General features: G+C 47.9%; 8 protein-coding genes. 7 read left to right on the top strand and 1 reads right to left on the bottom strand.

The genetic code is table 11. The features are described from left to right. Nucleotides 1-2: 2 nt before the first annotated feature. The 6 genes from BM367_RS11930 (at nt 3) to BM367_RS11905 (ending at nt 9,203) form a co-directional block, all read left to right on the top strand. Nucleotides 3-1,247 (top strand): MFS transporter, encoded by a 1,245-nt coding sequence (locus BM367_RS11930; protein WP_222842638.1) that lies wholly within the window; start codon nt 3-5, stop codon nt 1,245-1,247. Next, nucleotides 1,226-2,962 carry a dynamin family protein gene (locus BM367_RS11925; RefSeq protein WP_092460770.1) on the top strand — a complete coding sequence of 579 codons (1,737 nt, stop codon included), beginning with the start codon at nt 1,226-1,228 and terminating at the stop codon, nt 2,960-2,962. The genes BM367_RS11930 and BM367_RS11925 overlap by 22 nt, the downstream gene beginning before the upstream one ends. A gap of 2 nt (nt 2,963-2,964) precedes the next feature. After that, entirely contained in the window at nt 2,965-4,290 is a 1,326-nt protein-coding gene (locus BM367_RS11920; RefSeq protein ID WP_177224226.1) for a MutS-related protein, read from the top strand. A 113-nt stretch (nt 4,291-4,403) separates the two neighbouring features. Next, complete coding sequence (locus tag BM367_RS11915) at nt 4,404-6,536, top strand: bifunctional rhamnulose-1-phosphate aldolase/short-chain dehydrogenase (RefSeq protein WP_222842637.1); 2,133 nt, start codon at nt 4,404-4,406, stop codon at nt 6,534-6,536. 17 nt (nt 6,537-6,553) lie between these two features. Continuing rightward, complete coding sequence (locus BM367_RS11910) at nt 6,554-7,837, top strand: sugar isomerase (RefSeq protein WP_092460766.1); 1,284 nt, start codon at nt 6,554-6,556, stop codon at nt 7,835-7,837. A 22-nt stretch (nt 7,838-7,859) separates the two neighbouring features. After that, a complete protein-coding gene (locus BM367_RS11905) occupies nt 7,860-9,203 on the top strand; it encodes an FGGY-family carbohydrate kinase (protein WP_177224225.1) in 1,344 nt (447 codons plus the stop codon). On the opposite strand, the gene BM367_RS11900 is transcribed toward BM367_RS11905, so the two are convergent. Further along, a complete protein-coding gene (locus BM367_RS11900; protein WP_092461055.1) occupies nt 9,180-10,199 on the bottom strand; it encodes a GntR family transcriptional regulator in 1,020 nt (339 codons plus the stop codon). The genes BM367_RS11905 and BM367_RS11900 overlap by 24 nt on opposite strands. A gap of 238 nt (nt 10,200-10,437) precedes the next feature. Between BM367_RS11900 and BM367_RS11895 the strand changes: the two genes are divergently transcribed. After that, nucleotides 10,438-13,101, top strand: a complete 2,664-nt coding sequence (locus BM367_RS11895; RefSeq protein WP_177224224.1) for a glycoside hydrolase family 2 protein — start codon at nt 10,438-10,440, stop codon at nt 13,099-13,101. The last annotated feature ends 4 nt before the right edge of the window (nt 13,102-13,105 follow it).

Below are 13,105 nucleotides of genomic sequence, written 5' to 3'. Positions count from 1 at the left end.
CCATGACAAAACCAAATTCAGGATTCAGTTCAAAAGCGACCTCTCCGGTTGGAAAGCAGTCTTATACCATGCAGCGACAGCGGGCAGTGCGTTTTATTTTATTTCTGGGTGTGATCAGCCTGTTTGCCGACATGACCTATGAAGCGGCACGTGGTATCAATGGTCCTTATCTGAACATGCTGGGTGCGAGTGCAACGGTGGTGGGTGTGTTCTCAGGCCTGGGAGAGCTCATCGGATATGGGCTGCGGCTCTTCTCGGGTTATATCAGCGATCGTTCACATCGCTACTGGCTGATGATGTATCTGGGATATGGAGTCAATTTAATCTCTGTGCCGCTTTTGGCTTGGGCAGGGCATTGGCAGTGGGCTGTGGTGCTGATCCTGGCTGAGCGCGCCGGCAAAGCCATCCGCAATCCCACGCGTGATGCCATGTTATCGTATGGAGCCTCAGCTACGGGCCATGGATGGGGATTCGGATTGCATGAACTGATGGATCAGCTGGGAGCTACGATAGGTCCTTTATTGATGAGCTTTGTGCTCTGGTGGAAAGCAGGCGATTACCATGATGCCTATTTGATATTGTTCATTCCTACGGGCATAGCCCTGCTGGTGCTGTTGATGGCACATCTCACCTTTCCCCATCCACATGAACTGGAAGTAAAACGGGTAAACCTGGATGCCAGACAGCATTTTGCTCCGGGCTTTGCATTATATACCCTGGCTGCCATGTGCCTGGCTGCAGGTTATGCTGATTTTCCCCTGATAGCTTATCATTTTAAACAACATCAATTACTTGCCGATGCCTGGATTCCTGTGTTGTACGCAATGGCCATGCTCACGGAGGGGTTAACAAGTTTGTGGTTAGGACGTTTGTTTGATCGTTGGGGAATAACGGTATTGATCGGTATCACGTTTGCAACCCTTTTGTTTCCTGCATTGGTGTTTTTGTTGCCCATGCCCTGGATATTGCTGGGTGTTTTTTGCTGGGGATTGGGAATGGGTGCGCAAAACTCGGTATTAAAAGCGGCCGTGGCTCAACTGATACCCCAACAGAAACGTGCTACAGCATTTGGATTGTTCGATACTTTATTCGGCATAGCCTGGTTCGCGGGTAGTGGCTTGATGGGTTATCTGTATGATCGTTCCATTGTCCTGCTGGTAGGCTTTTCCATGATTCTGCAAATAGCAACCATCCTATTGTGGGTGTTTTATTTAAGAAAATATGTATGGAACAAAAGCCAATCCTGAATGCGGCTCACCACAATCCTGCATCTGCGGCAGGGGAAGTTGCTTGGGTTTCAGCTGTTGAGCAAGTTTACCGGTTGTCAGAAGGCTGGGTAGATGAAGCTTTGCTTCGGGAACTACATGCATTCAGGCAAAAAGCCCTTGAACAGCGCTTTTACCTGGTGATGGTAGGCTCATTCAAGCGTGGCAAATCATCCCTAATCAATGCCATGCTGGGTGTGGACCTGGCGCCGGTAGCCGTTGTGCCGCTTACCGCAATCATTACCTTATTTGAGTATGCAGATGAAGCTTTTGCTGAAGTGCATTTTAACCATGAATCACCGCAGCGTATTACATTGAATGAAATTGCCGAATATGTTACGGAAGAAAAAAATCCCCAAAACATCAAACGGGTATCTTACGTGCGGATTGGATATCCGGCAGGGTTGCTGCGGGACGTGAGCATTGTGGATACACCTGGCGTAGGTTCTGCATTTGAACACAATACCCAAACCGCGCTTTCTTTTGTACCCAAAATTGATGCAGCCCTGTTTGTATGCAGTGCTGATACACCTGTTTCCAGAGCCGATCTGGAATTCCTGCAAACCCTGCGTGCACATGTGCCCCGTATTTTGTTTGTATTAAACAAGGCTGATCTGTTGAATGAAAAAGAACTCATCGATATATTGCAATATAACAGACAACAGGTGAACGCAGCCATCGGTGCAGAAGATCATTTTAGCTGGCATGTGGTCTCATGTAAATCGCCGACAGGAAAATATGCCGTACAACACCTCGTTACTTCTCTGCAGCAGCTGATCCGTACTGAGAAAAAACAGATACTGAATCAGTCGCTCCGACATCAGTATCGTTTGCTGTATAATCAGATAAGCATGCAATTGCGGCTTCAGCAGGAAACTTTGCTGATTCCTTTGCATGAACTGGAACAAAAACAACAGCAATTGCAACAATCCATGTCTTTGATGCAAAGCCGGCAGGAAGAATTTGAAAGCCTGGTGAACAGCCGTGTTCGATATATTCGCCAGCAGGTAGATGAAACCATTCAATCGCTTACCCAACAGCTGCGTCGGCAATTGCAGGAAAAATATCTGCTACAATCATCACGCGTATGGGAAGCCATGCAGCATCAAGGTTTTCAATCGTTTCAGGAACAACAAACCCACCAACTAATTGAAGCTTTCCAACAGGTGAAATCACAATTGGAACAAACTACCCGCCAACAATTCAGCGAATTACTGGAAACCTATGCATCGCGCTCACAGACATTTCTGCATGAACTTACACAACATCTGAAATCCTTGCTGGGAGTGGATTTTCATCTTATTGCGGACCAATTTGATCTAAATGTATATACTGCATTCTATTTTGATTATGGCAAAGGATTGTCTGCCGCATATATTCCACCTCCATTCTGGATAAGATGGATGCCTGCATCATGTGGCATCAAACAATACATGAGAAAGCTATACAATCATTATCAACAGCTGCTTACGACCAATGCATCAAGTATTATTTATGACCTGCAATACAAGATTCAGGAATCTTTCCGGAAATTTCAATATGACCTGCATACACATCTTGAGTTGCTGCTGAACCGTATTCAGCAAATTATTGATGATACATTGATGCATCGCAGGGAACACAGCAGCCAGGTGCAACAACGCTTCAGCGCTATTGAAAAGTGTTTGCATGAATTGTCAGCCTGGGAAATCGGGTAATGATGGATTTCCAAATATTATATGATCTGGATATTTTCACACATGAAGCAGATAGCAGCAGTGTATATGAACGCATCCATCGCTTTACGCTGACCACTGGCGGCAAGGAGGCCCTGCAGCGACGCATGCGGCATCCTTTTTTTGATTATGAATATGTGTGTCGTGCACAACAAACCATTTTGTTTTGTATGCAAAGACTGGATGAATGGAAAACATCTTTTCATCCGCAGGAAATCAAATACATTGAAGAATATTTTCACAGCAACATCACACCGCTTGATCCGCAGGCCGGCTGGTGGGCGAGAGTCTGGTATATCATGCGCTATGGTGCGGATTATGCATTTATTGAAGGCAGCATTCGGCGGCTGGGAGCATTTATCGGGAAACTATTACATTTCGTTCGGATGCATGCACATCATCATGCGGCGGAAACATTAGATGATCTGCATCGTGTATGCTCAACCTTGTATGCCGATGAATCCAAAGGATGGCTGGCAAGGGCCGGAAATAGCGATTTGAACAGTAATCAATTGTTTTATCTGGATTATTTTATCAGATCTGTCCATCGCAAAGAATTTCAATTTATTCTGGATGGTTTTTATGAATTGGATGCATGGTTTGCCATGGCGCAGGCTACGGTGGAATACAGGCTGGTGATGCCACACATAAGCAGTCCCGGCGAGCCGCTGGAGATAAAAGGCTTGTATCATCTGTTTCTTCCCCATGCGGTGCGCAATGATCTGTATATGAGTAACCGGCATCATCTGATTTTTCTTACGGGCCCCAATATGGCCGGCAAATCTACATTTCTGAAAGCCGCAGGCATTTGTGTGTATCTGGCCCATCTGGGCATGGGCGTACCGGCTGAAAGCGCTTCTGTTCCGGTGTTTGATGATTTGTTTACCGACATCTACATAACTGACAAGATAGAGGAGGGGTATAGTTATTTTTTTAATGAAGTACGCCGTATTCGTCAGCTGGCTGAACAAATGCGGGCGGGAAAACGAATGTTTGTGCTGATAGATGAAATGTTTCGGGGCACAAATGTGCAGGATGCTTTTGATTGTTCGCTGGCTGTGATTGAGCGTTTGGGGGCTTTTCGGAATACTTATATTCTATTCGCTTCCCATCTCGTGGAACTGGCACATGCCCTTGAAAAAAAATCGGATATCCGGTTTTATTATTTTGATGCAACGGTGGAAAACCAGCAGCCTCGCTTCAGCTATCAGAAAAAAGAAGGTATTTCCGAATTGCGCCTGGGAAAACTGATTCTGGAACAGCAGCAGGTGCTGAAACTGCTCAGCCTCGGGCAGGATACTACAGGATAGTTGAATGTGTGAATCTCTCTAACTTACACCCCGCAAATGCAGATGCCGGCGACGGTAGTATTTGCTGCACGTTGTCAAACCTTATTTTATTGCGTTTAAATACAGAAATGGTGATGGAACCCGTAATGAAAGACACATTCAGGCATGTGAGCTATCTGTGGGATGAAAATTATGCGGCCAAACTGGCGGGTGATGAAGTGGCTTTGTTGATTTACCGTTCTAACCTTTTGGGTGCCGATCTCAGGCTCACAAATTATGCCGGGGGCAATACCAGTTGCAAAACCCTGGAGTCCGATCTGGTTACAGGTGAACAGGTACCCGTGCTCTGGGTCAAAGGCTCGGGCGGTGATCTGGGCACGCTCACGCGGAAAGGGCTGGCAGCGCTGTATCTGCAGCGCCTGGAGGCTTTGAAGAAAAAATATCGCGGCCTAGCATACGAAGATGAAATGGTACCTCTGTTTACCCATTGCCTGTACGATCCGCATTCACAGGCACCATCCATTGACACACCTCTGCACGCTTTCCTGCCGCATAAGCACGTGGATCACCTGCATCCCGATGCTGTGATTGCCATTGCCGCTTCCAAAGACGGTCGGGCTATTATGCAGGAAATTTATGGCAATGAACTGGCCTGGATCGACTGGCAAAGGCCGGGTTTTGATCTGGGGCTGAAAATGGAACAGGTGTATCGTGAAAATCCCCATATCAAAGGTATTATGCTGGGCGGCCATGGTTTGTTCAGCTGGGGCGAGACGGCCTACGAAAGCTATGTGAATACCCTCACTATCATTGAAAAAGCAGCTGATTTCCTGGAAAAACATTATGGCAAAAATCGGCCGGTATTTGGTGGTGTGAAGGTGGCTGAAATGCCTGCCCAGCAGCGCCGAGCCATGGCGGTTCGCATCATGCCTTTTCTGCGGGCGCAGGCTTCTTCCCATCAGCGCATGATTGGCCATTTTACCGATGCCCCCGATGTGCTGGAATTTGTGAACAGTGCCGATCTGGAACGGCTGGCACCCATGGGCACCAGCTGCCCCGATCATTTTCTGCGCACCAAAATCCGCCCGTTGGTGCTGCAGCTGAAAGGCGATGTGCTCGGCCAGAGCGACGAAGAGCTGCGCCAGCAGTTAATTCCACAGTTTGAATCTTATCGCAAAGACTATACAGCTTATTATGAAAACCACAAACAGCCGGATAGTCCGCCCATGCGCGATCCCAATCCCGTCATCATCCTGTGGCCGGGTGTAGGCCTGTTTGCTTTTGCCAAAGACAAGCCCACAGCCCGTGTCTCGGCCGAATTTTACATCAATGCCATCCATGTCATGAAGGGTGCGGAAGCCATTTCCGAGTATGTGTCGCTGCCCGAATCCGAGGCTTTCCGAATTGAATACTGGCAACTGGAAGAAGCCAAGCTGAAACGGCTGCCGCCGGAAAAACCATTATCCCGCAAAATTGCCCTGATTACGGGTGGTTCGGGCGGTATTGGCCGGGCGATTGCCGAGAAGCTGGCCGGAGCCGGCGCCTGTGTGGTCATCAGCGATATCGACGAGCAGGCGCTGAAGACGACTCTCGAGGAGATGAAACAACGGTATGGCCGGGATATGTGCGCTGCTTTCCGGGCCGATGTGCGCGACGAGGCTCAGGTACGTGAAGCTTTTGTGCATACTGTTTTGCAATTTGGCGGAATAGATATTCTGGTAAATTGTGCCGGGCTTTCTATTTCAAAAAGCCTGACCGATACCACGCTCGACGATTGGAATATTTTACAGGATGTGCTGGTAAAAGGCCAGTTCCTGATGAGCAAAGAAGCCGTTACCTGGATGCGGCGGCAGCTGCCTGAAATTGCGGGATGTGATATCGTGAATATTGTGAGCAAAAACGCGCTGGTGGCCGGACCCGACAATGTGGCTTATGGTTCGGCCAAGGCAGCCCAGCTCCACATGTCGCGTTTGCTGGCGGCGGAGTTGGGTAAGGATAAGATCCGGGTAAATGTGGTGAATCCCGACGCTGTGATACGCGGCAGCAAGATCTGGGAAAGCGGATGGGCCGAAGGCCGGGCAAAGGCCTATGGAGTCAGGGTGGAAGATCTCCCTGCTTTTTATGCCCGCCGCACGTTGCTGAATGAAGAAATCCATGCCGAAGATATTGCCAATGCGGTGTTTGCTTTTGTGGGTGGACTGCTTTCGAAGAGTACCGGCAATGTGTTGAATGTGGACGGAGGCGTAGCCGCTGCATTTGTACGTTAACCTTTTAACTGCAAACCATGAGACTTTCATCAGACCAGATTCAGGCATGCAATGAGCCCCTGCTGCGCAGGCATCAGCAGGCATTTGCCCGATTGTCGGAATACCTGGAGGCAGAAGGTTTTCAGCCCGATGCCCTGATTGCTCAGATCCAGCAATTGCAGATCGCCATTCCCAGCTGGGCGTTGGGCACGGGCGGCACGCGCTTTGGCCGTTTTCCCATTGGCGGTGAGCCGCGCAATCTGGAAGAAAAAATCGAAGATGTGGGCCTGCTGCATGCATTAAACCGGGCAAGTGGAGCTATATCCCTGCATATCCCCTGGGATATTCCGCGGGATGCAGCGCATATCCGCAGCCTGGCGGCTGCTCTGGGCCTGAAGTTCGATGCCGTGAATTCCAACACCTTTCAGGATCAGCCCGACCAACCCTTGTCGTATAAGTTTGGCTCTCTTTGCCACACCGATCCGGCTGTCCGTCGTCAGGCCATTGACCACAACATCGAAGTCATTCAATACGGAAAAGACCTGGGCAGCCATTGTCTTTCCATCTGGTTGGCCGATGGTAGTAATTTCCCCGGCCAGCGAAGCTTTGTTCAGGCTTTTCAACATACCCTTTCCTCCCTGCAGGAGATTTATGCAGCCTTGCCCGACGATTGGATCATGCTGGTGGAATACAAACCCTACGAACCCAATTTCTATGCTACAGTGATTCAGGACTGGGGAACCGCTTTTCTGCTTTCTCAGAAACTGGGGACCAAAGCCAGGGTGCTGGTGGATCTGGGGCATCATTTACCCAATACCAACATCGAACAAATCGTCGCTACCTTGATGATGGAAGACCGGCTCGGTGGATTTCATTTCAACGATTCCAAATATGGTGACGATGATCTCACGGTGGGTAGTATCAAGCCTTATCAATTGTTTCTGATTTTCCATGAACTCGTGCAGGGGCTGCAAAGCCGCAACAGGTCGGTGGATTCCCTGGCATGGATGATTGATGCCAGTCACAACACCAAAGATCCGCTCGAAGATTTGTTGCAATCTGTTGAAGCCATTCAGCTGGCTTTTGCACAGGCATTGATCGTCAACCGAAAAGCACTGGCAGAAGCCCAACAACAAAACGATGTAGCCTGGTGCCAGGAGTTGATGCAGGGCGCTTTCCGGACCGATCTTCGTCCGCTGATTGCCGAGGCCAGGTTGCAGGCGGGTGGTGCCATATCTCCGCTGCACACCTACCGCCAGTTGCAGGTACGACAGCAGCTCATTGCACAACGTGGTAAAAAAGCAGTGGCTACAGGCTTGTGATCCCTTTGCCATGTTTTTCACTATGGGAAAAATACCTTGCATAGCCGTATTCGATATTGGCCGGACCAACAAAAAATTTCTGCTCTTCAATACCCAATATCAGCCGGTATTCCAGGCCAGTGAAGCCATTCCCGATATTGAGGATGAAGAGGGAGAACCCTGTGAAGATATTCACGCTATTACCCGCTGGATGCAAACTGTCTGGCAACAGGCAGAGCAGCTGCAGGATGTCCGGATTCTCGCTTTGAATTTTTCAGCCCATGGTGCCGGATTGGTGCATCTGGATGAAGCCGGCAGAATAGTGGGACACCTGTATTCGTATATCAAACCCTTTCCAGACAGGCTCAGGCAGCAGTTTTTTGACACCTATGGCCCGGAAGCAGAGCTTTGCTTGAGCACGGCCTCACCTTATCTGGGCATGCTCAACAGCGGCTTGCAGCTTTATTGGCTGAAATATGCCAGACCGCAATTATTTCATCAGGTTGCCTATAGCTTGCATCTGCCGCAATACTGTTCGTATGTATTTACAGGACGCATGTGCAGCGAATATACCAGCATTGGCTGCCATACTATGATGTGGGACTATGAACGAAAGGATTATCATCATTGGTTGAAGGCCGAAGGATTGGAGCGTTTACTGGCACCGGTGGTTACCTCAAAATGGTTTGGCTACACGCGCTATCAGGATGGCATGATTCCGGTAGGCACGGGCTTGCACGACAGCTCAGCGGCCCTGTTGGCTTACATGAATCTGGATAAAGAACCTTTTATCCTGCTATCTACCGGCACATGGGGCATTACCCTGAATCCATTTAGTGAAAACCTGCTCACGCCCGAAGAACTTGCACAAGATTGTTTGCTTTACATGTTACCTTCCGGACAGCCAGTGAAAGCCTCGCGTTATTTTCTTGGGCATTTTCACGATGAACAGTTGAAACGCATCACCGCACATTTTCATCTTCAAACCCAGGAAATTTTTCAACGCACAGCAAGCTATATTTCTTTGCATAACGATTGGATACATAATCAGGCGGAAGCGGATTTTGTGAGGAATCCTGACATGCTCGCCCAGTACGAAACGGCTGAACAGGCTTATCTGGCTTGCCTGCGGCCTTTGGTAGCGGCTCAGGTAAAAGCCATCAAACTGGCAGCGGAACAGAAGCCACTGCAAGGCAAACTTTATGTAGATGGCGGATTTACACGCAATGAAGCTTTCAAGCAATTGCTGCAGCATTTGCTGCCGGAGGCGCGTATTTCCACTTCACAACTTTCAGAGGGCAGCCTGTTAGGTGTTGCCCTTTATCTTGATGTATTTGCTGAATATCAAGAGCCTTTACCGGGCTTAAAGGGAATTTCGGCGAATTAGATGAAAGGTATTCTTGATTCTTTGTTCTCTTTTTTCCAGAATAATCTGTGCGGCCAATCTGCCCATCTGTTCGTGATCAGTGGTAATGACCGTGATGCCGTCTAACAGAATTTCTTTCAAAGGCGTTTCGTTATACGAAATGATACCGATATCTTTTCCGATTTGCAAACCTTGAGAACGACATAGTTTAATCAGATTCACCAGATCGGTTTCTTCAATTACCACATAAGCTTCCCCTTTTTGTACCGGTGTGTGGGATGAAATTTCGCGGATAATATCAAAATCGAAATTGGTTTCCAGACAAAACCGCTTGAAGCCGCGCATAATTTCCGGAGGATAGGGGATGATTTCCGGGAACACCAATATCAATTCCTGATAACGCCGCAACATATCTTCTGCCTCATACAGGGCATGACAGATGTCCATTTCAAAGTCCTGATAAACGGCACCAAATACGGATTTAAGCTGGGGTAAATTTCGGTCAAGCAGAATCAGTTTTTCCGGAGGAATTTGTTGCAATACTTGCAATGCCAGTTCGGTATCTTCATAAAAATGCGGCATCACCACGTAATAATCGTATAAACCCAAAGCATTTTGCACCAGCGATTCAAAAATGTGTGCGTTGAAATGATGAATGTACAAATCTACTTTGGCCGATTCACCCAGGGTACGCACAAAGCTGTTATAAATCTGCTTTTTATAATTGCTGATTTTGTTAAACAGCAGCATCACACGCAATTGCGACTGGATGTCGGTGCGGTTGATAAAATATCCTTTGCCTTTAACCGATGTGATGATGCCACGCCGGCGCAGCTCCCGATAGGCTTTTTCAACTGTATCGCGGGATAGCAGAAATTCTTCGCTCAGTTCGTTGATTGAGGGAACCCTTTGTCCGCGGTGCAGCTTGCGAGTTCGGATGGCATCAATCACTGCATCCACAATCTGCAGGTATTTGGGATTGGCATCCTCAAATTCAATCATGAAAGGAGTTTCCATGTGCATCGGTATTAAACCTTCTTTCACTGGAAAAATGCCAGTGATGAGTTTTTTACGTCAGCCATAATATTACAAAATATTTTCATTCTGGTAACCAAAATTTACGCAATCGTTCCCGGAAACAACCCATATTCGTGCAGTAAGCATCATGTTTCGGCAACTTACGTCGATCAGATCAGTTTCCCGACAGAAAAGAAAAATTGTATCTTTCTCACCGGAAGCCAAATTAACCGCTACCATGAAACGCATGTATTTCTCAGCATGTCTGGGTATCTTATGCAGTGTGTCAGGGATTCGTTTTGCTTTTGCCCAGACTCCCGTCAGAAAGATGTTACAGGCATCCTGGTATATTCAGTCATCCGCGATTATAGGTCATGATGGTGAAAAGTTATCCAGCGCAGGATATCCTTTTCGTCCTGCACAATGGTATGCTACTACGGTGCCGCATACCGTGCTGGCAACCCTGGTGAGAGATGGAGTGTATCACGATATTTTCAAAGGCCGCAACCTATCTCGGATTCCCGATTCTTTGTTTCAAGTGCCCTGGTGGTATTGCACCCAATTTGAATTGCCGGAGCTAAAACCCGATCAGCAGGTGGAGTTGTGTTTTGAGGGGATCAACTACCGGGCAGATATATGGTTGAATGGCCATCAGATTGCATCGGCCGATACCCTGAAAGGAAGTTTCCGGATGCATCATTTCAACATTACGCCTTACGTACAAAAAGGAACAAATGGGCTCGCTGTTCAGGTATTTCGGCCAGGGCCAGGTGATCTGGCCGTGGGGTTTGTGGACTGGAATCCGGAGCCACCTGATCAGGATATGGGCATCTGGAGGCCGGTGTGGCTGAAAATTACCGGCCCACTTAGCATTTCTGAGCCTTTTGTATCTACCCGTCTCGACACGGCAACGCTCGATCAGGCCTGGGTAAATGTGAGCATGAGGCTCAGCAATCAAACTGATAAATTGCAAAAGGGAGTGGTGCACGTGCAGATTCGTCCGGCCAATTTTTCCGAGGCTTCACTCATCCGGCTTTCCAGAGAAATTGAACTGCAGCCATATGAGCAAAAGGTAATCACATTTACTCCTGATGCCTATCCTGCTTTGCATATCCTGCATCCACACTTGTGGTGGACGCACGACTGGGGCAGGCCGCAGTTGTACAACCTTCATGCTGAAGTGCGTACTGAGCCTGCAGCGGCGTTATCGGATAGCCTCGGCCTGCATTTTGGCATCCGCAGCATCAGTGCCTATCGTACATCACAAGGGTATTGGGGTTACCGCCTCAATGGCAAACCTATCCTGATCAAAGGTGGGGGATGGACAGACCCTATGCTGCTGGATGCTACACCGGAATATGAAGAAGCACAGATCAACTACGCCGTACATCTGGGTTTGAATGCCATTCGCATGGAAGGTTTCTGGGGGCATGATCAGCATATCTATGATTTGTGTGATGAAAAAGGCATCTTGATCATGGCTGGATTTAGCTGCCAATGGGAATGGAAAAACCTCATGCATAGCCCCGACGATTCATACAGCGCCATCATTACACCTGAGCAAAATGATATTGCTGCTGATTCATGGCACGACCAGATCGTGTGGTTGCGAAATCATCCCAGTATCTTTTTGTGGTTATACGGCAGCGATAAATGGCCTCGTCCTTCGCTGGAACAACGATATCTGGATGTGTTACATCAATATGATACCACACGTCCCTACACCTGCTCGGCTGCTGAACACACCAGTGTGCTTACAGGATTTTCGGGCATGAAAATGCGCGGTCCTTATGATTATGTGCCGCCTGATTACTGGTATGTGGATACGCTGCATGGGGGCGCATTTGGATTTAACACCGAAACCAGTCCAGGACCGGAGATACCGGTGCTCTCCAGCCTGCAAAGAATGATTCCTGCAGATTCGCTGTGGCCAATAGGTTCGGCGTGGTTATATCATTCGGCACGCGGACAATTTTATAATCTCACCTATTACAACCAGGCCATGGCAGGGCGTTTGGGCGAGCCTGTTGACCTGCAGGATTATGTGCGCAAAGCACAATTTCTGAACTATGAAGGTGAACGCGCCATGTTTGAAGCTTTTGAAGCCAATCGTTTCCGGGCTACTGGCATCATTCAATGGATGTACAATGCTTCCTGGCCCAAACTATGGTGGCAACTGTTTGATTACTATTTGATGCCTACCGGTGCATTTTACGGCGTGAAAAAAGCATGCGAGCCCATCCACATTGCCTATAACTATGGCAGAAAAGATGTGGATCTCATCAATAATACTCTTCATCCAATATCACAGCTCCACGCAGAAGCGAAGATCGTGGATATAAACGGAAAAATTTTGTTTCAGCAATCAACTGATATTCCCAGGCTGGATGATCAGCAAACCCTGCATCTGAGCCTGTTACAGCAGATCCATGATTTGCCCGTAACTTATTTGCTGATACTCACACTTCACAACCATCAACATCAAGAAATCAGTCACAATGTGTATGTGCTTTCATCAAAGCCAGATTTGTTGGATGAAAAAAAATCAACCTGGTATGTAACTCCACAAAGTGAATATGCCGATTTTACAGCTCTGCAGCATTTGCCTTTGGTGCAGCTTCAGGTGGATAAGCATGTGGTTACACAAGGCGATACGACATGGACAACAGTTACATTCGTTAATTCAACTCCGCACATAGCTTTTATGGTGTACGCTGAGTTATATCGTGATGATCCGGCACATGCTTCGCAAACTCCTGTAGTGCCTGTGTTCTGGAATGATAATTATATCACATTGCTGCCTGGTGAAAAAAGAACCATCAAAGCATGGGTATTGACAAAAGATTTGCAGGGATCAAAACCCGATATTCAGATTACCGGATGGAATGTAGTTGCAAAATGAAATA

The sequence above is a fragment of the Thermoflavifilum thermophilum genome, from assembly GCF_900116565.1.
Classification (GTDB): domain Bacteria; phylum Bacteroidota; class Bacteroidia; order Chitinophagales; family Chitinophagaceae; genus Thermoflavifilum; species Thermoflavifilum thermophilum.
This window is presented reverse-complemented; position numbering and strand designations above follow the sequence as displayed.

Excerpts from the sequence above, each read along its gene's own strand:
- BM367_RS11930 (WP_222842638.1), top strand. The coding sequence starts at position 3 with ATGACAAAACCAAATTCAGGATTCAGTTCAAAAGCGACCTCTCCGGTT.
- BM367_RS11925 (WP_092460770.1), top strand. The coding sequence starts at position 1,226 with ATGGAACAAAAGCCAATCCTGAATGCGGCTCACCACAATCCTGCATCT.
- BM367_RS11920 (WP_177224226.1), top strand. The coding sequence starts at position 2,965 with ATGGATTTCCAAATATTATATGATCTGGATATTTTCACACATGAAGCA.
- BM367_RS11915 (WP_222842637.1), top strand. The coding sequence starts at position 4,404 with ATGGAACCCGTAATGAAAGACACATTCAGGCATGTGAGCTATCTGTGG.
- BM367_RS11910 (WP_092460766.1), top strand. The coding sequence starts at position 6,554 with ATGAGACTTTCATCAGACCAGATTCAGGCATGCAATGAGCCCCTGCTG.
- BM367_RS11905 (WP_177224225.1), top strand. The coding sequence starts at position 7,860 with ATGGGAAAAATACCTTGCATAGCCGTATTCGATATTGGCCGGACCAAC.
- BM367_RS11900 (WP_092461055.1), bottom strand. The coding sequence starts at position 10,199 with ATGGAAACTCCTTTCATGATTGAATTTGAGGATGCCAATCCCAAATAC.
- BM367_RS11895 (WP_177224224.1), top strand. The coding sequence starts at position 10,438 with ATGAAACGCATGTATTTCTCAGCATGTCTGGGTATCTTATGCAGTGTG.